At 71.3% G+C, this 26,434-nt stretch carries 26 protein-coding genes and 1 pseudogene; 12 read left to right on the top strand and 15 right to left on the bottom strand.

Annotated features, from left to right (window positions below):
* Positions 1-337: 337 nt before the first annotated feature.
* The 3 genes from pta (at position 338) to pyk (ending at position 5,305) form a co-directional block, all read left to right on the top strand.
* On the top strand, positions 338-2,491 hold the full coding sequence (pta, locus tag ACIBCM_RS26260) for a phosphate acetyltransferase (protein ID WP_399247249.1): 2,154 nt from the start codon (positions 338-340) through the stop codon (positions 2,489-2,491).
* Between the two features lie 58 nt (positions 2,492-2,549).
* Positions 2,550-3,806: an acetate kinase gene (locus ACIBCM_RS26255; RefSeq protein WP_399247247.1), complete on the top strand. Its 1,257-nt coding sequence runs from the start codon at positions 2,550-2,552 to the stop codon at positions 3,804-3,806.
* 74 nt (positions 3,807-3,880) lie between these two features.
* On the top strand, positions 3,881-5,305 hold the full coding sequence (gene pyk / locus ACIBCM_RS26250; protein ID WP_399247245.1) for a pyruvate kinase: 1,425 nt from the start codon (positions 3,881-3,883) through the stop codon (positions 5,303-5,305).
* A gap of 432 nt (positions 5,306-5,737) precedes the next feature.
* On the opposite strand, the gene ACIBCM_RS26245 is transcribed toward pyk, so the two are convergent.
* Complete coding sequence (locus ACIBCM_RS26245; protein WP_399247243.1) at positions 5,738-6,310, bottom strand: Lrp/AsnC family transcriptional regulator; 573 nt, start codon at positions 6,308-6,310, stop codon at positions 5,738-5,740.
* Positions 6,311-6,351: 41 nt separating this feature from the next.
* Positions 6,352-6,801, bottom strand: coding sequence for an Lrp/AsnC family transcriptional regulator (locus ACIBCM_RS26240; RefSeq protein WP_399247241.1), 450 nt, complete (start codon positions 6,799-6,801; stop codon positions 6,352-6,354).
* Between the two features lie 111 nt (positions 6,802-6,912).
* On the opposite strand from ACIBCM_RS26240, the pseudogene ACIBCM_RS26235 reads away from it, so the two are divergent.
* A pseudogene (locus ACIBCM_RS26235) lies at positions 6,913-7,536 on the top strand (M20 family metallopeptidase); the annotation flags it as partial.
* A gap of 86 nt (positions 7,537-7,622) precedes the next feature.
* Positions 7,623-8,318, top strand: a complete 696-nt coding sequence (locus ACIBCM_RS26230) for an MFS transporter (RefSeq protein WP_399247239.1) — start codon at positions 7,623-7,625, stop codon at positions 8,316-8,318.
* A 37-nt stretch (positions 8,319-8,355) separates the two neighbouring features.
* Here ACIBCM_RS26230 and ACIBCM_RS26225 read toward each other — a convergent pair whose 3' ends face one another.
* Entirely contained in the window at positions 8,356-9,627 is a 1,272-nt protein-coding gene (locus tag ACIBCM_RS26225) for a hypothetical protein (protein ID WP_399247237.1), read from the bottom strand.
* Here ACIBCM_RS26225 and ACIBCM_RS26220 point away from each other — a divergent pair.
* Entirely contained in the window at positions 9,626-9,751 is a 126-nt protein-coding gene (locus ACIBCM_RS26220) for a hypothetical protein (protein ID WP_399247235.1), read from the top strand. The genes ACIBCM_RS26225 and ACIBCM_RS26220 overlap by 2 nt on opposite strands.
* A gap of 30 nt (positions 9,752-9,781) precedes the next feature.
* On the opposite strand, the gene ACIBCM_RS26215 is transcribed toward ACIBCM_RS26220, so the two are convergent.
* From ACIBCM_RS26215 to ACIBCM_RS26180, 8 genes are all read right to left on the bottom strand, one after another.
* Entirely contained in the window at positions 9,782-10,384 is a 603-nt protein-coding gene (locus ACIBCM_RS26215; RefSeq protein WP_399247233.1) for a DUF6114 domain-containing protein, read from the bottom strand.
* 94 nt (positions 10,385-10,478) lie between these two features.
* The gene (locus ACIBCM_RS26210; RefSeq protein WP_399247231.1) at positions 10,479-11,135 is read right to left on the bottom strand and encodes a DUF6230 family protein; all 657 of its coding nucleotides are present in this window, start codon (positions 11,133-11,135) and stop codon (positions 10,479-10,481) included.
* Between the two features lie 655 nt (positions 11,136-11,790).
* Positions 11,791-12,762, bottom strand: a complete 972-nt coding sequence (locus ACIBCM_RS26205) for a tetratricopeptide repeat protein (RefSeq protein WP_399247229.1) — start codon at positions 12,760-12,762, stop codon at positions 11,791-11,793.
* 265 nt (positions 12,763-13,027) lie between these two features.
* Complete coding sequence (locus ACIBCM_RS26200) at positions 13,028-13,378, bottom strand: hypothetical protein (RefSeq protein WP_399247227.1); 351 nt, start codon at positions 13,376-13,378, stop codon at positions 13,028-13,030.
* Between the two features lie 218 nt (positions 13,379-13,596).
* Positions 13,597-15,297: a methylmalonyl-CoA mutase gene (locus tag ACIBCM_RS26195; protein ID WP_399247225.1), complete on the bottom strand. Its 1,701-nt coding sequence runs from the start codon at positions 15,295-15,297 to the stop codon at positions 13,597-13,599.
* 160 nt (positions 15,298-15,457) lie between these two features.
* A complete protein-coding gene (locus tag ACIBCM_RS26190) occupies positions 15,458-15,784 on the bottom strand; it encodes a DUF3817 domain-containing protein (protein WP_399247223.1) in 327 nt (108 codons plus the stop codon).
* Between the two features lie 118 nt (positions 15,785-15,902).
* A complete protein-coding gene (locus ACIBCM_RS26185; protein WP_399247221.1) occupies positions 15,903-16,412 on the bottom strand; it encodes a MarR family winged helix-turn-helix transcriptional regulator in 510 nt (169 codons plus the stop codon).
* 207 nt (positions 16,413-16,619) lie between these two features.
* On the bottom strand, positions 16,620-16,964 hold the full coding sequence (locus tag ACIBCM_RS26180) for a DUF3817 domain-containing protein (protein ID WP_399247219.1): 345 nt from the start codon (positions 16,962-16,964) through the stop codon (positions 16,620-16,622).
* Between the two features lie 172 nt (positions 16,965-17,136).
* Between ACIBCM_RS26180 and ACIBCM_RS26175 the strand changes: the two genes are divergently transcribed.
* The 4 genes from ACIBCM_RS26175 (at position 17,137) to ACIBCM_RS26160 (ending at position 19,831) form a co-directional block, all read left to right on the top strand.
* Positions 17,137-17,775 carry an AIM24 family protein gene (locus ACIBCM_RS26175; RefSeq protein WP_399247217.1) on the top strand — a complete coding sequence of 213 codons (639 nt, stop codon included), beginning with the start codon at positions 17,137-17,139 and terminating at the stop codon, positions 17,773-17,775.
* A gap of 1 nt (position 17,776) precedes the next feature.
* The gene (locus ACIBCM_RS26170; RefSeq protein WP_399247215.1) at positions 17,777-18,427 is read left to right on the top strand and encodes an AIM24 family protein; all 651 of its coding nucleotides are present in this window, start codon (positions 17,777-17,779) and stop codon (positions 18,425-18,427) included.
* A complete protein-coding gene (locus tag ACIBCM_RS26165) occupies positions 18,427-19,206 on the top strand; it encodes an AIM24 family protein (RefSeq protein ID WP_399247213.1) in 780 nt (259 codons plus the stop codon). The genes ACIBCM_RS26170 and ACIBCM_RS26165 overlap by 1 nt, the downstream gene beginning before the upstream one ends.
* 148 nt (positions 19,207-19,354) lie before the next feature.
* Entirely contained in the window at positions 19,355-19,831 is a 477-nt protein-coding gene (locus tag ACIBCM_RS26160) for a MarR family winged helix-turn-helix transcriptional regulator (protein ID WP_399247211.1), read from the top strand.
* 259 nt (positions 19,832-20,090) lie between these two features.
* Here ACIBCM_RS26160 and ACIBCM_RS26155 read toward each other — a convergent pair whose 3' ends face one another.
* Together ACIBCM_RS26155 and ACIBCM_RS26150 are read right to left on the bottom strand one after the other, a co-directional pair.
* On the bottom strand, positions 20,091-21,503 hold the full coding sequence (locus tag ACIBCM_RS26155) for an ATP-binding protein (RefSeq protein ID WP_399247208.1): 1,413 nt from the start codon (positions 21,501-21,503) through the stop codon (positions 20,091-20,093).
* Positions 21,500-22,165: a response regulator transcription factor gene (locus tag ACIBCM_RS26150; RefSeq protein WP_399247206.1), complete on the bottom strand. Its 666-nt coding sequence runs from the start codon at positions 22,163-22,165 to the stop codon at positions 21,500-21,502. Before ACIBCM_RS26150 ends, ACIBCM_RS26155 begins: the two co-directional genes overlap by 4 nt.
* A 113-nt stretch (positions 22,166-22,278) precedes the next feature.
* On the opposite strand from ACIBCM_RS26150, the gene ACIBCM_RS26145 reads away from it, so the two are divergent.
* The gene (locus ACIBCM_RS26145) at positions 22,279-22,935 is read left to right on the top strand and encodes a PepSY domain-containing protein (protein ID WP_399247204.1); all 657 of its coding nucleotides are present in this window, start codon (positions 22,279-22,281) and stop codon (positions 22,933-22,935) included.
* A gap of 596 nt (positions 22,936-23,531) precedes the next feature.
* Here ACIBCM_RS26145 and meaB read toward each other — a convergent pair.
* Positions 23,532-24,491 carry a methylmalonyl Co-A mutase-associated GTPase MeaB gene (meaB, locus tag ACIBCM_RS26140; RefSeq protein WP_399247202.1) on the bottom strand — a complete coding sequence of 320 codons (960 nt, stop codon included), beginning with the start codon at positions 24,489-24,491 and terminating at the stop codon, positions 23,532-23,534.
* 80 nt (positions 24,492-24,571) lie between these two features.
* Entirely contained in the window at positions 24,572-25,774 is a 1,203-nt protein-coding gene (locus ACIBCM_RS26135) for an acetyl-CoA C-acetyltransferase (protein ID WP_399247200.1), read from the bottom strand.
* 146 nt (positions 25,775-25,920) lie between these two features.
* Between ACIBCM_RS26135 and mce the strand changes: the two genes are divergently transcribed.
* On the top strand, positions 25,921-26,349 hold the full coding sequence (gene mce / locus ACIBCM_RS26130; RefSeq protein WP_399247198.1) for a methylmalonyl-CoA epimerase: 429 nt from the start codon (positions 25,921-25,923) through the stop codon (positions 26,347-26,349).
* Positions 26,350-26,434 lie beyond the last annotated feature (85 nt).

Raw genomic sequence — 26,434 nt, 5'->3', positions numbered from 1 at the left:
CTTTTCCACGGGAGGACAATGGGCGCCTACCCGACAGGCGCTATATCCACCCCCGGAGGTACTGTCAAGAGGGAGCAGCCGCCGACCAGCGGTTTTGTGCCGAGCACGGGCGAGCGGGTACCCGAGTGGAAGCTCAGCGGGCTACCCGGGCGCAAGCACCGACGCAGCACGGCCGGAGGCCCGGTCGGAGGCCCGGGCCGCAGGACAAGCCCCGGCCGGCCCTCGGCATGGACCTCCGGGGTCGGCGTCCCCCTGGGCACGGCCCTCGGGCCCGGCACCGCCTCCGGGCATGTCAGTACGAGCACGAGCACCGATACGGGTGGACGGGAGAGCACGCGTGACACGCAGCGTGTACGTGACCGGGATCGATCGCGGGGACGGCCGCCAGGTCGTCGATCTGGGGGTCATGGAACTCCTCACCCGCCAGGTGGACCGGGTGGGAGTGTTCCGCCCCCTGGTGCACGACGGACCCGACCGGCTGTTCGAGCTGCTGCGCGCCCGCTACCGGCTGACCCAGGACCCCGCGTCCGTGTACGGCATGGACTATCACGAGGCGTCCGCCCTCCAGGCCGAGCAGGGCACCGACGAGCTGGTCTCCCGGCTCGTCGACCGTTTCCACCGGGTGGCGCGGGAGTACGAGGTCGTCCTCGTCCTCGGTACCGACTTCGCCGCCACCCAGCTCCCGGACGAGTTGGCGGTCAACGCCCGGCTCGCCAATGAGTTCGGTGCCTCGGTGGTCGTGGTGGTGGGCGGCCGGGGGCAGACCGCGGAGTCCGTACGGGCCGAGGCGCGCAATGCCCACCGGGCGTACGACGCCCTGGGCTGCAATGTTCTCGCCATGGTCGTCAACCGGGTCGCTCCCGGCGAACGTGAGGTGATCGCCGAGCGGCTCGCGGCCCGTCTCCCGGTCCCCTGCTACGTCCTGCCCGACGAGCCCGCGCTCGCCGCGCCCACGGTCGCCCAGATCACCCACGCGCTCGGCGGTACGGTGCTGCTCGGCGACGACTCGGGGCTCGCGCGCGACGCCCTCGGCTTCGTCTTCGGCGGGGCGATGCTGCCGAACTTCCTCACCGCGCTGACCCCCGGCTGCATGGTGGTCACCCCCGGCGACCGTGCCGATCTGGTGGTGGGCGCGCTGGCCGCGCACTCGGCGGGGACCCCGCCCATCGCGGGGGTGCTGCTCACCCTGAACGAGCGGCCCAGCCCGGAGATACTCACCCTGGCGTCCCGGCTCGCGCCCGGCACGCCGGTGATCTCGGTCCATGGGACCAGCTGGCCCACCGCCACCGAACTCTTCAGCCTCGAAGGCAAGTTGAACGCCTCCACCCCGCGCAAGGCGGAGACCGCCCTCGGGCTGTTCGAGCGCCATGTCGACACCGGCGAGCTGCTGGGGCGGCTCGCGGTGACCCGTAGCGGCCATGTCACCCCGATGATGTTCGAGCACGAACTGCTGGAGCAGGCCCGCGCGGACCGCCGCCGGGTCGTACTGCCCGAGGGCACGGAGGAGCGGGTACTGCGCGCCGCCGATGTGCTGCTGCGCCGGGACGTCTGCGATCTGACCCTGCTGGGCGACCCGGAGGTGATCCGCAAGAAGGCCGCCGACCTGGGCTTCGATCTCTCGGCCGCGCAGCTGGTCGACCCGGAGACCTCGGAGCTGCGCCAGGGCTTCGCCGAGCGGTATGCACGGCTGCGCGCCCACAAGGGCGTGTCGGTGGAGCTGGCGTACGACGTGGTGGCGGATGTGAACTACTTCGGCACCCTGATGGTCGAGGAGGGCCTCGCCGACGGCATGGTCTCCGGAACGGTGCACTCGACGGCGGCGACGATCCGCCCGGCGTTCGAGATCATCAAGACCCGGGAGCCGGGGGCCCCGGGGGCGGCGGCCATCGTGTCGTCCGTCTTCTTCATGTGCCTCGCGGACCGGGTGCTGGTGTACGGCGACTGCGCCATCAACCCGGATCCCGACGCCGGGCAGCTCGCGGACATCGCCGTACAGTCGGCCGCCACCGCCGCCCGCTTCGGGGTGGAGCCGCGGATCGCGATGCTCTCGTACTCCACCGGAACCTCCGGTTCGGGCGTGGACGTGGACAAGGTGCGGGAGGCGACCGAGCTGGTGCGCCGGGCCCGCCCCGATCTGCGGATCGAGGGCCCGATCCAGTACGACGCGGCCGTGGATCCGTCCGTCGCGGCGACCAAACTGCCGGACTCCGAGGTGGCGGGCCGGGCGACCGTGCTGATCTTCCCGGACCTCAACACCGGCAACAACACCTACAAGGCCGTGCAGCGCTCGGCGGGCGCCGTCGCGGTCGGGCCGGTGCTCCAGGGGCTGCGCAAGCCGGTGAACGATCTCTCGCGCGGCGCTCTCGTCGGCGACATCGTCAACACGGTCGCCATCACGGCCATCCAGGCACAGCCCGAGCCCTCGCTCGAACAGCCCGAGCGGCCCGAACGGCCCGCGCAACCCTCGGCCGCGCAACCCTCTTCCGTATGACCGCCCTCTGCCCTCCGACCCGGCCCTCCGGCCGCGACCTCCGACCCGTGACCTCCCGATGACCGCCCCCACAGAAGGACCCGCCACCGTGACCGCGACCCGAGTCCTCGTCCTCAACTCCGGCTCCTCGTCGGTGAAGTACCAGCTGCTCGACATGCCGGGCGGCTCCCGGCTGGCGGTGGGCCTCGTCGAGCGGATCGGCGAGGCCACGTCCCGGCTGGTCCACACCCCGCTGAGCGGCGACGGCGCCGGCTCTGTCCAGCGGGAGCGGAGCGGCCCGATCGCCGACCACGACGCGGCCCTGAAGGCGGTCGCCGACGAACTGGCGGCCGACGGGCTGGGGCTGGACTCCCCGGGCCTGGCGGCGATCGGCCACCGGGTGGTGCACGGCGGGCTGCGGTTCACCGAGCCGACCGTGATCGACGACGAGGTGCTGGCGGAGGTGGAGCGGCTGGTCCCCGTGGCTCCGCTGCACAATCCGGCGAACATCACCGGTATCCGTACCGCCCGGGCGCTGCGCCCCGATCTGCCGCAGGTCGCCGTCTTCGACACCGCGTTCCACACGACGATGCCGGAGCCGGCCGCACGCTACGCGATCGACACCGAGACGGCGGACGCCCACCGGATCCGCCGCTACGGCTTCCACGGCACCTCGCACGCGTATGTGTCGAGGGAGACGGCGAAGCTGCTGGGCAAGGCGCCCGAGGACGTCAATGTGATCGTGCTGCACCTGGGCAACGGCGCGTCCGCCTCGGCGGTGGCGGGCGGCCGGTGCGTGGACACCTCGATGGGTCTGACCCCGCTGGAGGGGCTGGTGATGGGGACCCGCTCCGGCGATATCGATCCGGCGGTCACCTTCCATCTCAAGCGGGTCGCGGGCATGTCCGTGGACGAGATCGACGCGCTGCTGAACAAGAGAAGCGGTCTGGTGGGGCTGTGCGGGGACAACGACATGCGGGAGATCCGGCGCCGGGTGGAGGAGGGTGACGAGCGCGCCCGGCTGGCGTTCGACGTCTACATCCACCGGCTCAGGAAATACATAGGTGCCTATTACGCGGTACTCGGCAGGGTGGACGCGCTGGTGTTCACGGCCGGGGTCGGCGAGAACGCGCCCGCGGTACGGGAAGCCGCGGTGGCGGGACTGGAGGAATTGGGGCTCGCACTGGACGCCGGGCTGAACGCGGAGCGCTCCCGGGAGGCCCGGGTCGTCTCGCCGCCGGACGCACGGGTCGCGGTGGCCGTGGTTCCGACGGACGAGGAGCTGGAAATCGCGCGTCAGACATTCGCGCTGGTGTCCACCCGTTCACTCGGCTGAGCAGCGGGTCGCCCATTTGTATCTTCTGCCAGCCGGAATATTCCGAGCAGAAACAAACCGATAGGATCCGCCTTATGCGCCGTTCCAAAATCGTCTGCACACTGGGCCCCGCCGTCGACTCGTACGAGCAGCTGAAAGCGCTCATCGAGGCCGGAATGAACGTGGCCCGCTTCAATATGAGCCACGGGAGCCACACCGAGCACGAGGAGCGGTACCACCGCGTCCGCAAGGCCTCCGAGGACACCGGCCGCGCGATCGGCGTGCTCGCCGACCTCCAGGGGCCCAAGATCCGGCTGGAGACCTTCGCCGAGGGTCCGGTCGAGCTGGTGCGCGGTGACGAGTTCACCATCACCACCGAGGACGTGGACGGCGACAGGACCATCTGCGGCACCACCTACAAGGGGCTGCCCGGCGATGTCTCCAAGGGCGACCAGATCCTGATCAACGACGGCAATGTGGAGCTGCGCGTCGTCGAGGTCACCGGTCGGCAGGTGAAGACGATCGTGGTCGAGGGCGGGGTGATCTCCGACCACAAGGGCATCAATCTGCCCGGCGCGGCCGTCAATGTCCCGGCGCTGTCCGAGAAGGACGTCGAGGACCTCCGTTTCGCCCTGCGGATGGGCTGCGACCTGGTGGCGCTCTCCTTCGTCCGGGACGCGAACGACGTCAAGGACGTCCACAAGGTGATGGACGAGGTGGGCCGCCGGGTCCCCGTCATCGCCAAGGTGGAGAAGCCGCAGGCGGTCGCCAATATGGAGGACGTCGTCATGGCGTTCGACGGTGTGATGGTCGCCCGTGGCGACCTGGCCGTCGAGTACCCGCTCGAAAAGGTCCCGATGGTGCAGAAGCGGCTCGTCGAGCTGTGCCGCCGCAACGCCAAGCCGGTGATCGTGGCGACCCAGATGATGGAGTCGATGATCACCAACTCGCGTCCCACGCGCGCCGAGGCGTCCGATGTGGCGAACGCGATCCTGGACGGCGCGGACGCGGTGATGCTCTCCGCCGAGTCCTCGGTGGGCGCGTATCCCATCGAGACCGTCAAGACCATGTCGAAGATCGTGGTGGCGGCGGAGAAGGAACTGCTGTCCAAGGGGCTCCAGCCGCTGGTCCCGGGCAAGAAACCCCGTACCCAGGGCGGCTCCGTCGCCCGCGCGGCCTGCGAGATCGCGGACTTCCTCGACGGCAAGGCCCTGATCGCCTTCACCAAGTCCGGTGACACGGCCCGCCGGCTCTCCCGCTACCGCGTCTGCCAGCCGATCCTCGCCTTCACCACCGAGGAGTCGACCCGCAGCCAGCTCGCCCTGAGCTGGGGTGTGGAGTCGTTCGTGGTGCCGCACGTCGACAACACGGACGCGATGGTCGACCTGGTGGACGCGGAGCTGCTGAAGCTCCAGCGGCACAACGAGGGAGACACGATGATCATCACGGCGGGCTCGCCCCCCGGGGTGCCGGGCACGACGAACATGGTGCGGGTGCACCACCTCGGCTCCCAGGGCTGAGCCGCCACTCCCCGGCGCAGGGGCCTCCCGGACACGGACATGGGCCGTCCCCCTCGTACAGGGCATACGGCCTCGTACGGGGCATACGGCCCGGGTCCGCGCCGGCTCCCCCGCCGAGGGGCCCTGCCCGTCTCCCGGGCCCGGACGTGTGCGCGGGGCGCATGGCGGACCGGCGCACCGGCCCGGCCCCTCGCCCGCGCCCGGACCGTGCGCGGGACGGAGGGTGTGCCGGCGCCACGGCCCGGACCGTGCCGTCACAGGAGCACCGCCGGGCGCCGGCCCGGCGGAACGTCGCGCCCGCCGTCCCCGGGCCGCGGCATGGAAAACCACCTCCCCGGCCGTCGGCACCTGCCGTGAGAGGGCGCCGGAGTGACGTATCCGCTCGAACCCGGCTGATACGTCCAGGACCCCGGCAGCCGGACGGCCGTGCCGCTACGGCCCGGGCGGCGGGACGTCCGCCTCCGCCGCCCTCGCGGCCTCGACGGGGTCGAACCACACATCCATCGGAACGGTCCCGATGCTGCGGCCCGCGTCGTCCAGCAGCCGTCCCGCCCGTTTGACGAACCCCAGCGTCACCATGCGTGCGGTGATCCGCAGTGCGGGATACCGCTCGGCCAGCAACAGCTCCAGCCGGTGGGTGTCGTCGAGCGAGCGCAGCCAGGCGCCGTAGTGGAAGTTGCCGGAGCCGCCGGTCATGATCGCGCAGGAACGGGTCTCGGGCACGGTGGTGAGGTCCTTCGCGATCGTGTCGCGCTGACCAGCGGGTACCTGTGCCCACAGCGTCACCGGGACCGGCCACCCCGAGAGGGGCTGGGCGACATCGCAGCGGAGGAGAACCGACCGCTCGGCGACCATGGAACGCAGTCGCCGCCGGACGGTGCCGATGCCGCACCCCAGTTCCGCGGCGAGTTCCGTCAGCGAGGCGCGTCCGTCGCGGCTCAGCAGCCGGATGAGGTGCCGGTCCGTCGCGGGAAGCGGCCTGACCGTAGGGCCGCCGACCTCCACCGATGTGCTCAGCCGCGCGAGTTGCCGGGCGTCGAGCGCCCTCAGCCGCCAGTCGCCCCCAGCGCGTACACCTTGGTGATCAGCTGTGTCCGGGTCGCCCGGACCCCGTTCACCGTCCCGACGGAGTCGCGCACGAAGCGCGAGAGCGCGTTGAGTCCGGGCAGCATGACCGTCAGCAGGAGGTCATGGGCGCCGCTGGTGTGCTCGACGCTGACCACATGGGGCCACCGGGCCAGCGTGGCGGCGGTGGCGGGCACCCACCCCGCCTCGCAGTCGACCTCGATGAACGCGACGACCGGGAGCCTGCCCGGGTGTGCGGTGACCCATGCGATCCCCTCCTCGGCCAGCCGTGACCACCGTCTCGCGGCGGTGACCGGGTCCACCCCGAGGGCCGTGCCGACCCTCGACCAGGGGGCCCGGGGATCGAGTTGCAGGGCATTGATCAGGGCGAGATCCAGCTCGTCGACGCCTTCGGCAGATTCCTGCATCATTCTCGACTCCTCGACGGAATCCTGCGCTTTCCGGGTCACTACGGACTCCGGCAACAGAATGCCGTACCGCCGGACGAGCCGGTGCCCCACCCCGAGGAGTGACCTGTGTCGATGCTCGAAGACGCGAAGGAGCTTCAGGACGATCTCGTCCGGCTGCGCCGCGCCCTGCACGCCGAACCCGAGATCGGTCTCCGGCTGCCGCGTACCCAGGAGAAGGTGCTCGCCGCGCCGGACGGGCTCCCGCTGGAGGTGACCACCGGATCCGCGCTCAGCTCCGTGACCGCCGTCCTGCGCGGCGGGCGCCCGGGGCCGACCGTGCTGCTGCGCGGCGACATGGACGCGCTGCCGGTCACCGAGGCCACCGGACTGGACCACGCCTCCCGCATCCCCGGGCGGATGCACGCCTGCGGGCACGATCTGCACACCGCGATGCTGGTGGGCGCGGCGAGGCTGCTCTCCGCCCGCCGTGACGCGCTCGCGGGCGATGTCGTCTTCATGTTCCAGCCCGGTGAGGAGGGGTACGACGGCGCCGGGCTGATGATCGGGGAGGGCGTTCTCGACGCGTCCGGGTCGCGGCCCGTCGCCGCGTACGCCCTGCATGTGTCCCTCGGGAAGTCGGCGAGCGGGGTCTTCAGGACACGCCGCGGTCCGGTCTGCTGTGGCTGGGCAAGGAACAGACGGTCCGGGACCCGGAGGCACGGGTCGACTGGACCGGGGTCGCACTGCTCGGCACCGGCCTCGTCGCTCTGCTGCTGGGCCTGAACCAGGGGCCGTCCTGGGGCTGGGCCTCCGCGCGGATCGTCGCCGCGCTCGGCCTCGGGGTGATCCTGCTCGCGACCTGGGTGATCGTCGAACTCCGCGTCGACCAGCCGCTCGCCGACCTGCGGTTCCTGTTCCGGCCGCGGCTGGTGCCCGTGTACGTCGTCGGTGCCGGGGTGTACTTCACGGCCGAGGGCGGACAGGTCGCGAACTCGATGTTCATGGGCGTCGAACTCGGACTGAGCGCGTCCGCGATCGGCCTCCTGCTCATCCCCAAGATCGGCCTCGCGGTGCTGACGTCCGCGCTCAGCGCACCGCTCAGCCGTGTCCTCGGGTTCTCGTGGATCATGGCCATCGGCGCGGCGCTGGAGATCGTCAGCGCCGGCGGGCTCATCTTCTTCCACGGAACGGTTCCCCAGTACCTGGTCTTCGCGATGCTGGGCACCGCGGGACTGGGATTCGTCGCCGGATCGGCGCGTGCCGTCATGGTCGGCGAACTGCGCCGGCACGAGATGTCCATGGGCCAGAGCGTCTACCAGCTCTCCATCGTGATCGGTGCGGCGATCGGCAGCGCCGTGCTCGGTGCGATCTTCGCCGCCAACCTGCACGACGGCACCGTCCCGACCGAACGCGGCTACACACTGGTCTGGATCGCCCAGGTGTCGATGGGGGTCATCGCGCTGGTCGCGGCCCTGGTCCACGCGACCCGGTCCGGGAACCGGGCCGACGACACCCCCGCGGCCGCTTCCCCGCGGTGACCTCCGCCGGCGGGGGACCGCCGGAGGAGACCGCGTCTCAGTCCGAGGCCCCGCCGGTGAAGTAGTTCCTGAGGCCGGGGATCTTCAGAGTCCCGCCGAACTGCCCGGCCTGGGTCACCGTGACATCGGTGAAGATGGCCAGCGGTACGTTCAGGGGCGGCGGTGTCCGAGGACTGAAGGTGACCGGGAAGGCACCGAAGAGGTCGCCCTCCAGCTTCTCGGTGTACATCGTCACCGTGCCGTGGCGGATCGTGGAGGTGGAGTCCTTCCGCGCCTGGACGTGACCCGTCCTGCCCATCGGGGCCTTCACCAGCTGGTGGAGGTTCTCGATGTCGATGCTCGTCGCCGTGAACTTCAGTACGCGCTTGATCTTGCCGCTGCCCGTCCTCACCTCGACGATGCCGTGGTAGTCGAGCCCACGCAGGGTCAGCTTCGAACTCTTCAGGATCCACGGGTCGTCGGGGAGCAGCGGGATGCCGGGCTCCAGTTCGGCCGCGGCCAGCGCCTCGGGGTCGGCGGTCGGGCACGGGAAGCGGGGCTTGGCGCCCTCGGGTATCTCCTCGTCCTCGGCGGGTTCGAGGCCCTTCGCGTCCTCGTCGAGTTCCTCGACCTCGGCCCCGGCCCGGTCGGCCGCGGCCCTGAGGGCTTCCTCCGCCCTCTCCGCCTCCCTCTCCTCCGTACGGTCCGGTGTGCCGTCGGCTGTGCCGGCGGGCCGGGGCGCGGGGCGGGTCGGCGGCGGGGTCGCGGCGGGCTTCCCGGGGGGTTCGGCGGGCGACGCGGTCCCGGTCGGCGTGGGGGTGGGGGTGGGTGCGGGGGTGGCCGGTTTCTCGTCGCCGGGGGTGCCGGGTCCGTCGAAGAGGTCCTTGAGCGCCTCGCCGAGTCCCAGCGGGTCCAGCGGGTTGCGGGTCCCGGTCGCGTCCGGTGTCGCTCCGGGGGCGGGTCCCTTCCCTGTTTCGCTCCCCGTTTCATTCCCCGCGATGCCCTCCGCGGGCTGCTCCGTCTCCCCGGACCGCCGGTCGTCCGCCGTGCCGGCGCCGTTCCGTTCCGCTTCGGCGGCGGACGGCATCTCGCCGGGCCGGGCCTCGTCGCCGTCGCCACCGGCCGCGCCGTCGTCCTCGTCCGTACCGCCGCCCGGGGTCCCGCCCGGCGACTGCGAGGGGGTGCCGGACGGCTTCGCCGACTTCGCCGGCTCCGGCGCTGCCGACTCCTTCCCGCTCTCCGAGGGCTCGTCCGAGCGGGTCACGCACGGCCCGGGGGCGAAGGGGTTCTCCGTGTCGTCGGCGCGCGCCAGCTCGGGGGTGAGGCTCATGCCCACGAAGACGGCGGTCGGCATCGCCGCCAGGGCCATCGCCTTTCCGGCGGGCTTCTGCAGTCTGCTGAGCAGCGAGGTCTTCGGAGCCGCGTGCCGCGGTCCCTTCCGGTCCTTCGACTGATCGTTCCGAGCCGTGGTCAGCGGTGTGACATCACCCGGCACTGTTCCTCCCGCCGTCGGACTCGATGGTGGATTCCTGCGTCTTCACATCCCGGGAGTCCCCCTGCGCCGGCTGCCCGGCTTCCGTGGGTTCCGGGGCGGTCACCCGGGCAGGGGCGGTCGCCGGGGCATTCGGCGGTTCCGGGGCCGCCACCGGGGCGGTCGCGGCCGTCGCCTCGGCGGGCGCCGGCAGCGGTTCCCCGGGCATCCAGGAGATCGCGAGCGCCCCGCCGAACATGGCCAGCAGAAAACCGACGATGAATCCGCCGAGGTTGGCGACCGGGAGGGAGACCAGAGCCAGCAGGATCGAGGCGACTCCCGCGAACACTCTGACGATGTGGTGGAACCACATCGTCAGCCCCAGGGTGACCAGCAGGACGCCGATGATCAGCGAGCCGGCGCCCGCGGTCGTCGACAGGGAGAGCGTGGTGTGCCCGAGCTGGAAGGTCGCGTACGGGAAGTAGGCGATCGGGATGCCGCCGAGCAGGGTGAACAGCCCCGCCCAGAAGGGGCGCTGCCCCCTCCAGTCGCGGAACCGCCGGATGAGGCGGAGGAGGTGATCGTTTCGCCCCGTGGCCATGGAGTCGGCGCTCATGGAAAACAGCTCCCTGGAACTGGTGTTGCCGTGCGGAGGGTTGGACGGGCGGGGTGAAGCCCTGCGACTGCCCCGCCCGCCCGGCGGATGCCCGTCAGAAGCACTCGATCTTCTCGCCGGAGCCACGGATGAGGCGCATGCTCAGATTGCTGAGCTTGAAGGTTCCGGCGGTGGTCGCCCACGCCTTCTGCTCGACGTTGTCCAGGATGGCCTCGTCGGCCTGCTGGGCGAAGCCGTTCTCCAGAATGGACTTGTCCTTCACCGCCGGGCCCTTGCCGGTGCCCGGGTTGTCCGTGTCCTTGGCCGCGACACCGATGTCGATGTTCCTGAACTCGGCGTTCGCGTCGAGCTGGGAGATGTCCAGGTACAGATTCTCCGCGGAGACCGGGGTCTTGCCGGTGCCCGCCTTCAGCTTGAGGGTGATCTTGCCCAGCAGCGGCACATCCGTGACCACCGACTGGCACATGTTCTTGATCGTCGCGGTCTTGAAGGTCGAGATCGCGACCGGGTGAGCGGTCTTCTCATCACCCTTGAGGCTCGCGTACCCCATGTCCACGCCGCCGTACTGCGCGAACCCCTGGCCTTCGAGGTGCCCGGCCTTCACCTTGAACTCCTGGCCGGACACGGCGAAGGACGCGGCGAGCGCCCCCTGTGCCAGACCAATGCCTATCGCGGCCGTCGCGGCCACACTCGGCACCATGACCAGGGCGAACCGCTTCCATCTGGTTCCGCCACGAGCCACAGACTCCATGACTTTCCTCCTTCTCGGACGTACACCCCGGGTACGGACGCATCCGTCGGTCCTGAGGTGGGAGAAGCGCTACGTCCTCGGGAAGGAGAGCGCCCGCGCTTTCAGGCGCGTACCGCGACCGAAACACCGGCGATCACCCCCGAGCGACACCACTGATCGCGCCTGACGCGTCACGCGCAACCTCGTCGGACAGGCCCTGCCGTACGGCAGGAACCCCCCTGTCCGCGGCCGGCGCTCTGCCGCCGGCCGTGCTCGGTGGGGACCCGGGGACCGCGGACCGGCGGGGAGCCGGGCTGGTGCGGTACGGGACCGAGCGTCGCCGATCGTGGTGCATTCCCGGCCCCGGCACAAGGGGGTTCGTTACTTGCCAGTAACGGCCCATTGGCCGGAGTACGGCCGGCCGCCGCCACGCGGCCACACAGGGTGCCGCCGATCATGCCGCCAGAAGGGGGCAATGCCGGTGATAAACGGACGGAAGAAACCCCTCGATTTACTGCGAGTAACAGCTCATCGAATTACCAAGTTTTGGCAAAGGGAGATCGGATTCCCTCACCGTGACAACAGAGCGGCGGTGGCGCATCCCTCGCACCACCGCCGCATTTCACCCCGGAACCGCCTCAATAAGGCGATCGGGCCAGGAGTCTCACAACCCGCCTCAGAACAGCACCCTCGCGAGCGCCGACCGGGCGGCCGTCACCCGGGGGTCGTCCCCTCCGACCACGTCGAACAGTTCGAGCAGCCGCACCCGCGCCGCGTCACGGTCCTCGCCGGCCGTCCGGCGCACCGTTTCGACAAGTCGGCCGAAAGCGTCCTCGACATGGCCGCCGACCAGATCCAGATCGGCCGCGGCGATCTGCGCCGCCACGTCGTCGGGCTTCTCGGCGGCGTCCTGGCGGACCTTCTGCGGGTCCAGATCGCCGACCCGGCGCAGCAGTTCGGCCTGGGCCAGCCCCAGCTTCGCCTCCGTGTTGCCGGGGTCGTCGGCCAGCACATTCCGGTACGCCTGGACCGCGCCGCCGAAGTCACCCGCGTCCAGGGCCTGTACGGCGGCCTCCAGCAGCGCGTCATAGGGACCGACGGGCTCCGGGGCCGGAGCGGGCTCGGCACCCTCGGCATCCGGGTCGACCGCGACACCGGTCAGCCCGAAGCGCTGCTCCGCGACCTGGATCAGCTGATCCAGCGTCTGGCGGATCTGCTGCTCGGGGGCCGCGCCCTGGAAGAGCGGCAGTGCCTGTCCGGCGACCACCGCGAACACGGCGGGGATGCCCTGGATGCCGAACTGCTGCATCAGCAGCTGATTGGCGTCGACATCGATCTTGGCCAGCACGAAGCGGCCGTTGTACTCCTGTGTCAGGCGCTCCAGCAGGGGGCCGAGCTGCTTGCAGGGCTGGCACCACTCCGCCCAGAAGTCGAGGACGACCGGCACCTCGGCGGACCGCTGGATGACATCGCGCTCGAAGCCCGCCTCGTCGACGTCGATCACGAGACTGGAGGGGGACACGGCACCGCCGCCACCCTGGCGGGCGGCCTCGGCACGGGCCTGCTCCGCCTTCGCCTTGGCCTCACTGGCCGCCTTCAGCGCGGCGAGGTCGACGACACCACTCATGGACATGTTCCTAGGCTGCATGAGTACATCCTCCCCCCTCGGCGCGCCCAGGAGAAAAGTGCGGTCGGTGGAACCACGACGGGGAGGTCCCGGCGCGGGGTCCGCGCGCCCGCGCGGGTGGCTGCCGCACGGCCGGTCGCGGCTTTCATCAGGGGCCGTGGCGCCCCTGTGCGGAGCCGGGTGACGGTGTGCGGGCGCGGGGCCTCCCGCTGCTCCCGGGCCCGGCGTCCCCGGGCCGCCGGGCCGTCCGGGCGCCGTCGTCCGCGGTGTGTCCGCCGCCCGGGGCTCAGTCTCCGCCGGACGTACGCGGCTCGCCGGGGCCGATCAGGCCCGCGCGCGCCAGCGCCTCCCGGGCCGCCTGATAGCCCGCCGTCCCGAGGGAGCGCTCCGGATGTGCGTACGGACGGTGGTGGGCGCTCCTGAGCGTCACCCGGGCCCGGACACCGTCCAGCCCCTCCCGTACGCCCTCGGCGAGCCGCTCGGCCCAGGGCGCGGGCAGCAGGTCGGCCGGCACCTCGTTCTCGAAGCCGTCCCCCGGCCCGAAGTCCAGCGTGACATCGGCGAACAGCTCACCGGAGCAGCTCACCCGCCGGACACGGGTGCGGACCCGGTGTACGGGGGCGGGCAGTTCTCTCATCCCGCCACCGTACGCGCCCGCGCCCGGGGAGCATGCCCCGCGAACGCACCTCCACGGGGACAGGACCACCACACCGGGGGCCGTCTCCGGGAGACCGGGACGCCGAGGGCGGGGCGCGAGGCCCGGACCGGCCGGCCTGGACCGGCCCGCCCGGGCCGGAAGCCGGGCGGCTCGGGCCAGAAGTCGGCCGACCCGGGTCGGAAGCCGGGCGGTCCGGGTCAGAAGCCGGGCGGCTCGGTGTAGACGCCCCACTCCTCGCGCAGGGCGTCGCAGATCTCGCCCAGCGTCGCCTCCGCGCGGACCGCGTCCAGCATCGGGCCGATCATGTTCGAGCCGTCGCGCGCGGCCGCCAGCATGGTCTCCAGCGCCGACCGTACGCGGGCGTCGTCGCGCCGGGCCCTGCGCTCGCCCAGCTCCCGCACCTGCTCGTGCTCCACCTCATGGCTGACCCGCAGGATCTCCAGATCGCCGGTGACGGAGCCGTGGTGCGCGTTGACGCCGACGACCCGCTTGTCGCCCTTCTCCAGCGCCTGCTGGTAGCGGAACGCGGACTCGGCGATCTCGCCGGTGAACCAGCCGTCCTCGATCCCCCGCAGGATCCCCGAGGTGATGGGCCCGATCGGGTGCTGCCCGTCGGGGTGCGCCCGCCTGCCCCGCTCCTTGATCTGCTCGAAGATCTTCTCGGCGTCGGCCTCGATCCGGTCGGTGAGCTGCTCCACGTACCAGGAGCCGCCCAGCGGGTCGGCGACATTGGCGACCCCGGTCTCCTCCATCAGCACCTGCTGGGTGCGCAGCGCGATCTCGGCGGCCTGTGCGCTCGGCAGGGCGAGGGTCTCGTCCAGGGCGTTGGTGTGCAGGGAGTTGGTGCCGCCGAGGACGGCGGAGAGCGCCTCGACGGCCGTCCGTACGACGTTGTTGTACGGCTGCTGGGCGGTCAGGGAGACACCCGCGGTCTGGGTGTGGAAGCGGAGCCACTGCGCCTTGTCGGACTTCGCCCCGTAGACATCGCGCATCCAGCGGGCCCAGATCCGCCGGGCCGCCCGGAACTTGGCGATCTCCTCGAAGAAGTCGAGGTGCGCGTCGAAGAAGAAGGAGAGCCCGGGCGCGAAGGTGTCGACGTCCAGCCCCCGGCTGAGCCCCAGCTCCACATAGCCGAAGCCGTCGGCGATCGTGTACGCCAGCTCCTGCGCGGCCGTCGCCCCCGCCTCACGGATGTGGTAGCCGGAGACCGAGAGCGGCTTGTACGCGGGGATGCCGCTCGCGCAGTGCTCCATGAGGTCGCCGATCAGCCGCAGATGGGGCTCGGGCTGGAAGAGCCACTCCTTCTGGGCGATGTACTCCTTGAAGATGTCGGTCTGGAGCGTGCCGTTCAGTACCGAGGGGTCGACGCCCTGGCGCTCGGCCGCGACGAGGTACATGCAGAAGACGGGCACGGCGGGCCCGCTGATCGTCATGGACGTGGTCACATCGCCGAGGGGGATGTCCTTGAAGAGGATCTCCATGTCGGCGGCGGAGTCGACGGCGACCCCGCAGTGGCCGACCTCGCCGAGCGAGCGGGGGTCGTCGGAGTCCCGCCCCATGAGGGTGGGCATGTCGAAGGCGACGGACAGCCCGCCGCCGCCCGCGGCCAGGATCATCTTGTAGCGCTCGTTCGTCTGCTCGGCGTTGCCGAAGCCGGCGAACTGGCGGATGGTCCAGGTGCGGCCCCGGTAGCCGGTCGGGTACAGACCGCGGGTGAAGGGGTACTCACCGGGCCAGCCGATCCGCTCGAAGCCTTCGTACGAGTCCCCGGGCCGGGGCCCGTAGACCGGCTCCACGGGATCTCCGGAGAGCGTGGTGAAGTCCGCGTCGCGCTTGCGGGCCTTGTCGTAGCGGGCCTGCCAGCGCCGGCGGCCTTCGTCGATCGCGTCAGCGTCCATACTGCCAATTTACTAGGACGTCCTAGTAAATGTCGATGGCACACCGCGAACGGAGGAGGAGTGGCGGTGACGACGGACCGCCACGGTACGGGCACGTGGCGGTGAGGAGAGACCGGCGAGCCGCGGGCGGCAACGGGCCGAACGGGTGACGGAGCGGCGGCTACGCGTTCACCGGCTCCGCGACGCCGTCATCGATCAGCGCCCGGACCTCACGGGTGATCTTCGGCTCGACGAAGAAGGAGGCCACGGGGATACAGCCGGCCGCCAGCACCCACAGGAGCTTGCCGAAGGGCCACTTCGCCTTGGAGCCGAGATCGAAGGCGAAGATCACATAGACGATGAACAGCACACCGTGGATCTGCGAGATCACCATGGTGTCGCCGGTGTCGAAGCCGTACTTCAGCACGATGGCGCCGGTGAACACGAGTAGCCAGACGGCGGTGATGTACGCCATCACCCGGTAGCGGGTCAGCACGGTTTGTTTCATGGCGCCGAGCCTAACGGGGCGCGGATACCACCCCGTGGCCGGGTCGGACAAGATGCCGGGGCCCGGCGCTTCCCGCTACTTCCCCGGCGCTTCCCTGCTGTTCCCCCGGCGCTTCCCGCTACTTCTCCTCGAAGTCCTGCGCGGAGACCCGCAGCGGGCGCAGCATCGCGAAGATCTCGGCGCACTCCTCGGAGTCGTACGCGCCCAGCCCGAAGTCCATCTCCATCAGTTCGCGGGTGGCCGCCTCCACGACCTCGCGCCCCTTGTCCGTGATGGAGGCGAGCGTGCCGCGGCCGTCGTTCGGATTGGGCCGCTTGTCGACCAGACCGGACCTGACCAGCCGGTCCACGGTATTGGTCACCGAGGTCGGGTGGACCATCAGCCGCTCGCCGATCTTGGACATGGGCAGCTCACCGGCCTTGGAGAAGGTGAGCAGCACCAGCGCCTCGTAGCGCGCGAAGGTCAGCCCGTACGGCTTGACGACGGCGTCGACCTCGGCGAGCAGGATCTGGTGCGCCCGCATGATCGAGGTGATCGCGGCCATCGAGGGGACGGGCCCCCAGCGCTGCTGCCACAGCTCGTCGGCGCGGGCGATGGGATCGAAGGGGAGGCTGAGCGGCTTGGGCACGTCTGAGACCCTACCGAGTGGTTATTTGACAGTCAGCCCCGTCTCGCCCATCGGTCCTTCGGTCCCGGGCGCCCCGGGCGCTGCCGGGCAGGGCGCGGAGACGGCGTGCGGGTCCGGCGGGGTCCCGGGACCCCGCCGACCGCCGCGGCCCGGAAACTCGGGAACTCGGGACTCCGCAGAACTCCGGGCCCCGGGGCCCGTCCGGCGCTACGCGTTGACGGTGCCCTCACGGCGCGCACGCGACGCGATCACCTCGTCCTCCGCGGCCCGCTTCAGCTTGCGCTCCGCGACGAAGCCCCCGAGCGGAAGGACGGCGAGCACGAAGTAGAGGGCGGCCGTCTTCAGGTCCCACTTGGTGCGGTTCCACGCGTCGGCCCAGAACAGCACGTAGATGATGAACAGCACTCCGTGGATCATGCCCAGGGCCGGGACCGCGTTGAAGTCCGTCGTGCGCTTCAGCACCGAGGCGATGATCAGCAGGATGAACGAGACGGCCTCCGGAGCGGAGACCAGACGGAGGCGGTGGAGGGACGAGGCGGTCTTGATGTCCACGGGTGCACCTTCGGTGAGACGTCGGGGTTTCGATCTTGTGAACACGCTCACAAGCGCGGGACCCATTCTGACAGCCCCCTTTGCCAAGGCTTTGTCCGGGGTCCGCCCACCGGGGCCGGGATCATCCCGCGATACCTGTCCCTGTCCCGCTAAGGGCGGCTACCGTCGGCCCGTGGCAACGTTCAGGCTCCAGGGGAGCAAGGTGCTCGCGGTCGAGATGGCCGGAGACGCAGTCAAAGCGAAGAACGGGTCGATGGTCGCCTACGACGGCCAGATGGCCTTCAAGAAGCTGTCCGGCGGCGGAGAGGGCATCCGCGGGATGGTCACCCGCCGGCTCACGGGGGAGCAGATGGTCATGATGGAGGTGAAGGGCCAGGGCACCTGCTTCTTCGCCGACCGCGCGTCCGAGATCAATCTGGTGAGCCTGCACGGCGACAAGCTGTACGTCGAGTCGAGCAATCTGCTCGCCGCGGACGGGGGCCTGCGCACGGGCACCAGCTTCACCGGGCTGCGCGGCGGGGCGAGCGGCAACGGCCTGTTCACCACCACCGTCGAGGGCAGCGGCCAGGCCGCGATCATGTCGGACGGTCCCGCGGTGGTCCTGCGGGTGACCCCGCAGTACCCGCTCTCGGTCGACCCGGGCGCGTACATCGCCCACCAGGGCAACCTCCAGCAGAACTTCCAGTCCGGTGTGACCTTCCGCACCCTCATGGGCGAGGGCGGCGGCGAGGCGTTCCAGATCCGCTTCGAGGGCGACGGTCTGGTCTACGTACAGCCCAGTGAGCGCAACACGATCGGGGGGGACGTCTGAGATGCCCTTCCGTGAGATCAACTCGAAGATGGTCGAGGCGACGGTCGTCCCGGGCCGGCGGATGTTCAGCCAGCGCGGCGCGATGCTGGCGTACAAGGGCGATGTCGCCTTCACTCCCAACTCGGCGGGCGGCCAGGGCGGTATCGGCTCCATGATCGGGCGGCGGGTCGCGGGAGAGGCGACCCCGCTGATGACGGTCGAGGGCAGTGGCACGGTGTGGTTCGGCCACGGCGGCCATCACATCCAGGTCGTCTCCCTGACCGGCGACATGCTGTACGTGGAGGCGGACCGGCTGCTCGCCTTCGACGGGACGCTGGAGCAGAACACGATGTTCATGGGCTCGCAGGGCGGGGTCATGGGCATGGTGCGCGGCCAGGTGACCGGCCAGGGGCTGTTCACCACCACCCTGCGCGGCCACGGCGCCGTCGCGGTGATGGCGCACGGCGGGGTGATCGAGCTGCCGATCGCGCCCGGGCGGCCGGTCCATGTGGACCCGCAGGCGTACGTCGCCCACCGCGGCGATGTCCAGAACAAGCTCTCCACCGCGCTGGGCTGGCGCGACATGGTGGGGCGCGGCTCCGGCGAGGGCTTCCAGCTGGAGCTGAGCGGCAATGGCGTGGTGTATGTGCAGGCATCGGAGGAGAAGCTGTGATGGGCCCTGACGTTCTCGACCCGATGTCGCTGCCGAGCGACGACAACGTCAACGCGTACACCTTCTGTGTGGACCTCAAGAGCAGCCAGTGGTTCCTCCAGAAGGGGAAGATGATCGCCTACTACGGGCAGATCGAGTTCAACGGCATCGGCCACGGGCGCCTCGACCGGCTGCTGCGGACCTCGTTCCACTCCCCGCTGCACGCCAGTGACTGGGTGGTGGCGGAGGGCAGCGGCAAGATGCTGCTCGCGGACCGCGCGTTCGATGTGAACTCCTTCGACCTGGAGGACGGGAATCTGACGATCCGCTCCGGGAACCTGCTGGCATACCAGCCGTCCCTGGCGCTGAAGCAGTCGATCGTGCCGGGTTTTCTGACCCTGATCGGCACCGGGAAGTTCGTCGCCGCGTCCAATGGGCCCGTGGTGTTCATGGAGCCCCCGATCCGGGTGGATCCGCAGGCCCTGGTCGGCTGGGCGGACTGCCCGTCGCCGTGCCACCACTACGACCACGCCTATATGACCGGTGTGATGGGCGGGCTGCGGGCGCTGACGGGGATCGGCGGGGCCTCGGGCGAGGAGCACCAGTTCGACTTCGTGGGCGCCGGGACCGTACTGCTCCAGTCGTCCGAGGCGCTGATGGCGGAGACGGCGACGGGGGCGCCTCCGGCGCAGGCGGGCGTTCCGGGCGGTCACGGAGGGTCGGGAGCCCCTGGTCAACACGGGTCCGCCCCCCGTCTGCCCGGCCAGCTGGGGGATCTTCAGCGCCGTTTCGGCCTGTGAGAGCCGCCTTGGGAGTGTGACGTCGAACGTCTGCGCGCTCCGCGCACTGCGTACACTGCGCATTCGCGTGCCGGATACCGGGCGTTCGGGTGCCCGGCGTCACCATCCCAGTTCGTACGTCTTTCAACTTCTTAGGTAGAATCCACATATGGAGACCGAGACGGCCACCCGCTGGCTCACCGATGACGAGCAAGTCACCTGGCGTACGCATCTGGACGTCAGCCGGCTGCTGATGCACCAGCTCGAGAAGGACCTCCAGCCGTTCGGACTGACCAACAACGACTACGAGATCCTGGTCAATCTCTCCGAGTCGGCGGAACAGCGCATGCGGATGAGCGATCTCGCCGCGGCCACCCTGCAGTCCAAGAGCCGGCTGTCCCACCAGATCACCCGGATGGAGAACGCGGGCCTCGTCCGCCGGGAGAACTGCGAGTCGGACCGGCGGGGGCTGTACGCGGTGCTCACCGAGCAGGGCGCGGAGACCATGCGCCGGGTCGCGCCGCACCATGTGGCGTCGGTACGCAAGCACTTCATCGACCTGATGGCGCCGGAGGCCCTCTCGGACCTGAGGGCGTCCCTCACCCCCGTGGCCACCCACCTCCGCGGCCACCGCGGCAAACCCTGACCCGACCCGGCCCGTCCGGCGATCGAGGACGGACCCGGGCCCGGGACACGGCACCGTGACCGGAGCCCGGGACGGACCGGAGGAAACCCGGCCCGTCCGGCGCTTGAGGACGGACGGCACCCCGTGCCACGGCATCCTCACCGGGACCGGGACCGGAGGAAACCCGCCCGGCCCCGGTCCCGGCCCGGAGGGAACCGCCCGTCCGGCGCCGGAGGACGGCCCGCGGGACCGGGAACCGGTCAGGGAACAACCGCCCCCCTCACGCCCCCCGCAGCCGAAGCTCGAACACCGCTCCCGCCCCCTCCTCCCCGCCCACCGCAAGACTCCCCCCGTGCCGCTCCGCGACATCCCGGGCGATCGCGAGGCCCAGCCCCGCCCCGCCCTCGTCCCGGCTGCGCGCGTCGTCGAGCCGGACGAAGCGCTCGAAGATCCGCTCGCGCTCACCCACCGGCACACCCTCCCCATCGTCCGCAACCCTCAGCACCGCGTGATCGCCCTCCCGGCGCACGGTCACCGTGACCGACGTCCTCGCGTGCCGCCGCGCGTTGTCCAGCAGATTGCCGAGCACCCGCGCCAGCTGCCCCGGTGACCCCGAGACCTCGACCCCTTCGGCCGCGTCCACGGTCACGGGGACCCCCTCGCCGCGGGGCCCCCGCGCCACCTCCTCGCGTACCAGCTCGCCGAGGTCGACCCGGGACCGGCCCGGCCGCTCCCCCGCGTCCAGCCGCGCCAGCAGCAGCAGATCCGCGGCGAGCTGCTGGAGCCGTACGGTGTCGGCGACCGCGCCCGGAACGTCCAGCAGCTCCGGATGCGCCTCCCCCACCTCCAGCTGGGTCCGCAGGGACGCGATCGGGCTGCGCAGCTCGTGCGAGGCGTCCGCGACGAACCGGCGCTGACGCTCGACGGACGCCTCCAGCGCGGCGAGGGTCTCATTGGTGGTCCGCGCCAGCCGGGCGACCTCGTCCCCGGTACCGGGCTCGGGAACCCGCCGTGAGAGGTCCTCCGAGGCCGTGATCGCGGCCATCTCGCCCCGGATGGCCTCGACGGGCCGCAGCGCGCGCCGGGTCACCAGCCAGGTCACCGAACCGACCACCAGGAGCAGCACCGGCAGCCCCACGAGCATGGCCTCGCGGACCGAGCCCACGGCGTCCTCCTCGACGGAGAGCGGGGCGCCCGCGTAGACGGTCACGGTCGGACCCGAGTCGAGGGTCGCCTCCACGGCGGCGAAGCGGTACGCGACGGTGTCCCCGTCCACGGTCGCCTCGCCCGTACTGAACTCGGGCTTCCCGGCGGCGACTTCACCTCTCGCGGGGTCGTCGTCACCGTCCCCGCCGCCCTCGTCACCGTCGCCGCCGGACGGGGACACGGGCGTCACGCTCGTACTGCCGGTGCCGGAGATCTTCTCCAGGTCCTCGCTCACGGCGAGCACGCGCCCGTCCTCGTCGACGACCTGTACGGGCCGGCCCTCGCCCGCCCGCAGATCGCGCCGGTCGGCGGGCAGCTCACGGACGATCCGCGAGGCGATGTCCCGGGCGGCGACCTCGGCCTGGAGCTGCGCCTGGTCGACGAGGTACGCCCGCAGCACGAGGAGTACGGCCGTGCCCGCGACGATCAGCGCGACGGCGACGACGGCCGTGGCGCCGAGCGCGGCCTTGGCCCGTACGGATCTCATGGCGCGGCCACCAGCCGGTACCCCGCGCCGCGTACGGTCCGGATGCGCTCGGCGCCGAGCTTGCGGCGCAGCGCGCTGATGTAGACCTCGATGATGTTGGGGTCGCCGTCGTAGGCGAAGTCCCACACGTGTTCGAGGATCTGCGCCTTGCTGACGACGTCCCCGGCACGGACGGCGAGCTGCTCCAGAACGGCGAACTCCTTCGCCGTGAGAGCGACCTCCTCCTCCCCGCGGAACACGCGCCGGGCGGCGGTCTCCACCCGCAGGTCCCCCACGGTCAGCACGGGCGAGCCGCCGGAGCGGCCACGGCGGCGGAGCAGCGCCTTGATCCTCGCGACCAGGACGACGTACGAGAACGGCTTGGTCAGATAGTCGTCGGCGCCGGTGTCCAGTCCCTCCGCCTCGTCGTACTCGCCGTCCTTGGCGGTGAGCATCAGGATGGGCACGTCGCTGCCGGCGGCGCGGAGGGCGCCGCAGACGCGGTAGCCGTTCATGCCGGGCAGCATGATGTCGAGGAGGACCAGGTCGTACGCGCCTTCCAGCGCGCGGTGCAGCCCTTCGGTGCCGTCGTGGACCACGTCCACGGCATAGCCCTCGGCGGTCAGGCCCTTGGCGAGGGAGAGGGCGAGCCGCTTCTCGTCCTCCACGATCAGCAAACGCATGTGTTCAGGGTCGCAAACCGGAGCTGAAGATCGCTTCAGGTGGCTTCAGCCTGCGTTCAGGTCGGGGCGGGGAGATTGGGGTCCGTCGAACCCGAGCCGTTCCGGAGGCCCTCATGAAACGCAAGATCGTCATCGCCGCGACCGCCACGGCACTGGTGGTGGGCGGCGCCGTCACCGCCTACGCGGCGTCCGGCGACGACTCCGTACCCGCCGCCGAGGTCACGGCCGCCGAGGCCCTGAAGATCGCGCAGGAGAAGGTTCCCGGCTCGGTCGAGTCCGCGGAACGCGACGACGAGGGCGGGGGCGACTGGGAGATCGGCATCCGCTCCGCCGACGGCCGCGACCACGAGGTCAGGGTGGACGCGTCCTCGGGCGCGGTGCTGGACTCCCGGGTGGACGGTGCCGACGACACCGGAAGCGCCGACGACGAGAACAACGAGAACGGCGAGAAGAACCAGAAGGACCAGAAGGACGAGAACCGCGAGGGCGGGAGCGGGCAGGAAGCCCGGGAGGACGCCGAGGGCGCCGGCGACGGGGAGGAAGGTGCCGAAGGGACCGACGCCCCGGACAGCGCCCTCCCCCGGCCCGAGGTCACCGCCCAGCGGGCCGCCGACGCGGCCCTCGCGCTCCGCTCCGGCACGGTCACGGAGATCGAGTTCGACGACGCCCGCTGGGAGGTCGAGGTCCGGACGGACGACGGCGCCTCCCACGACATCCTGGTCGACCCCCGGACGGCCGAGGCCACCGCCGCCCCCGGGTCGGACGACTGACCCTCCCCCTCGGCCGCCCGCGGGCCCGTTCCCCCCGGGGGCCCGCGGGCGGCCTCCCGGGCTCCTGACCCGGTCGCGGCAGCACCACTCGGCCGGCCCGCATCACGCCCCTGAGAGCCTGAGAACGGAGCCTCCGGAACACCCCGGCCCGGGAACCCGAGCAGTCGGCCGCACCCGACCCCGGCGGGACACCAACGGCCCCGTTGCCCCGGGCGAACCCGAGAACCACCCACACGGACGCACAGCACCCGCGCCCCGGGACGGAGCACGCCCCGGAACCCCCCGTAGGACACCGCCGACCCGAACCCCCGGGGCATCCCCCGCTGTGGATCACCGTCCGGACCCGCGGCCGACCCGTCACCGTCCCGATCGGCGGGCGGGTGACGGCGGGGAGCGACGGTGCCCACCGGCTCCGTCCCCCGGAAGACGGCGGAGCCACGGGCCGGATGGACACCGGTTGGACACCGGATGGACGGGGAGGCTCCGGGCTCAGCGGCCCCGTCGGCCCCGTCCCCGAGGAGTGTCCCCGGCGGAGGACGGCAGCAGGCAGCAGGGCCCGCGGCCCACCGAGGACCGTCCCGGCCCCGCCGTACCCCTCAGGCGCGCTCCGTCAGCCCCGCCACCAGTTCGTCCGCCGCCGCGTACGGGTCCAGGCCCCCCGCCACGATCCGGTCCGCCAGGGCCTCCAGCCGGCGGTCTCCGTGCAGATCGGAGATCCGCTCGCGCAGCCGGGTGACGGCGATGGTCTCCACCTCGCCCGCGGCCCGGCGGTGCCGGCGCCCGGCGAGCACTCCCCGCTCCTCCATCCAGGCGCGGTGCTTCTCCAGCGCCTCCACGACCTCGTCGATCCCCTCCGCCCGCGCGGCGACCGTCTTGACGATGGGGGGCCGCCAGTCGCCGGGGCCCCGGGACTCCCCGAGGCCCAGCATGTGGTTCAGCTCCCGCGCGGTCGCCTCCGCGCCGTCGCGGTCGGCCTTGTTGACCACGTACACGTCCCCGATCTCCAGGATCCCCGCCTTCGCGGCCTGGATCCCGTCGCCCATACCGGGGGCGAGCAGCACCACCGACGTATCGGCCTGGGCCGCGATCTCGACCTCGGACTGCCCGACGCCGACGGTCTCGACGAGGATCACCTCGCAGCCGGCCGCGTCGAGGACCCGGACCGCCTGCGGGGCGGCCCAGGCGAGACCGCCGAGATGGCCGCGGGTCGCCATGGAGCGGATGTAGACACCGGGGTCGGAGGCGTGGTCGGACATCCGGACACGGTCGCCGAGGAGTGCGCCGCCGGAGAAGGGCGAGGAGGGGTCGACGGCCAGCACGCCCACCCGTCTGCCCGCCCTGCGGTACGCGCTCACCAGCGCGGACGTGGTGGTGGACTTACCCACCCCCGGCGAGCCGGTCAGACCCACCACGTACGCGCCACCGGTCAGCGGTGCCAGCGCCGCCATCACCTCGCGCAGCTGGGGTGACGCCCCCTCCACCAGGGAGATCAGCCGGGCCACGGCCCGCGGCCTGCCCGCCCTCGCCTGGGCGACCAGCTCGGGGACGTCCACCATCGCGCTCTCCTCGGTCGGTGAAGGACTTCGGGTGCCTTCGGGTGATTCGGGTGCCTTCAGGTGCCTTCGGGCGACAGGTCCTACTTCGCCGGTACACGGACGATCAGCGCGTCGCCCTGTCCGCCGCCGCCGCACAGCGCCGCCGCGCCGACCCCGCCGCCGCGCCGCTTCAGCTCCAGCGCCAGATGGAGTACCAGCCGCGCGCCGGACATGCCGATGGGGTGGCCGAGGGCGATCGCGCCGCCGTTGACGTTCACCCTTTCCGGGGACACCCCGAGGTCCTTCATCGACTGCACGGCGACCGCCGCGAAGGCCTCGTTGATCTCGATCAGGTCGAGGTCCCCGACCGTGAGGCCCTCCTTGGAGAGAGCATGCTTGATGGCGTTGGACGGCTGCGACTGGAGGGAGTTGTCGGGGCCGGCGACATTGCCGTGCGCGCCGATCTCCGCGATCCACTCCAGGCCCAGCTCCTCGGCCTTCGCCCGGCTCATGACGACGACGGCCGCCGCGCCGTCGGAGATCTGCGAGGAGGTGCCCGCGGTGATGGTGCCGTCCTTGGTGAAGGCGGGCCGCAGCCTGCCCAGGGACTCGGCGGTGGTCTCCGGCCGGATGCCCTCGTCCTTGGCGAAGACGACCGGGTCGCCCTTGCGCTGCGGGATCTCGACGGGCGTGATCTCCGCCTCGAAGATCCCGTTCTTCTGCGCCGCCGCGGCCCGCTGGTGGGACGCCGCCCCGATCTCGTCCTGGTCCGCGCGGGCGATGCCGAGCCGGGTGTTGTGCTTCTCCGTGGACTCGCCCATGGCGATGCCCTCGAAGGCGTCGGTGAGTCCGTCGTACGCCATGGCGTCGAGCATCTCGACCGCGCCGTACTTGTAGCCCTCGCGCGACTTCGGCAGCAGATGCGGAGCGTTGGTCATCGACTCCTGGCCGCCCGCGACGACCACGTCGAACTCACCCGCGCGGATCAGCTGGTCGGCGAGGGCGATCGAGTCGAGTCCGGAGAGGCAGACCTTGTTGACGGTCAGCGCGGGCACGCTCATCGGGATGCCCGCCTTGACGGCGGCCTGCCGCGCCGGGATCTGTCCCGCACCCGCCTGGAGCACCTGGCCCATGATCACATACTGCACCTGGTCGGGGCCGATCCCCGCCCGGTCCAGGGCCGCCTTGATCGCGAAGCCGCCGAGATCGGCGGCGGAGAAGGACTTGAGCGAGCCGAGGAGCCGTCCCATGGGCGTCCGCGCGCCCGCGACGATCACTGTGGTGGTACCGGTCGTTCCTGACATGAGAGACGATCCCCTTCCAGCTCGGAGGCTGAGGAGTGAACGAGGGTTTACCTCAATGTACTGAGCGGTTCCGGTTCGGGTCACCGGGCGCCCGGTGTGATCGCGCGCACGTTGCGTAACCATGGGTCCGGGGGTGCACTGGGGGGATGCTGACGCGCATCGACCACATCGGGATCGCCTGCTTCGACCTCGACCGGACCGTCGAGTTCTACCGGGCCACGTACGGCTTCGAGGTCTTCCACACGGAGGTCAACGAGGAGCAGGGCGTACGCGAGGCCATGCTCAAGATCAACGAGACGTCCGACGGCGGGGCGTCCTACCTCCAGCTGCTGGAGCCCACCCGCGAGGACTCCGCGGTGGGCAAGTGGCTGGCCAGGAACGGCGAGGGTGTCCATCACATCGCCTTCGGTACCGCCGATGTGGACGGGGACGCGCAAGCGGTCCGCGACAAGGGCGTACGCGTCCTCTACGACGAGCCCCGGACCGGCTCGATGGGCTCCCGGATCACCTTCCTCCACCCCAAGGACTGCCACGGCGTTCTGACCGAACTCGTCACCTCTGCAACGGAGCACTGACCTCCGGATTCCCGGCCCGGTAGAGTGGGCAATTCCGGGCCGGGGCCGGGTCGGGGCCGCGACGCGTCCTCTCATATTGTTCTGT

The organism is Streptomyces sp. NPDC051018, from assembly GCF_044456085.1.
Taxonomy (GTDB): domain Bacteria; phylum Actinomycetota; class Actinomycetes; order Streptomycetales; family Streptomycetaceae; genus Streptomyces.
The sequence above is the reverse complement of the archived record's forward strand: the minus strand, read 5'-3'. Positions and strand labels throughout refer to the sequence as shown.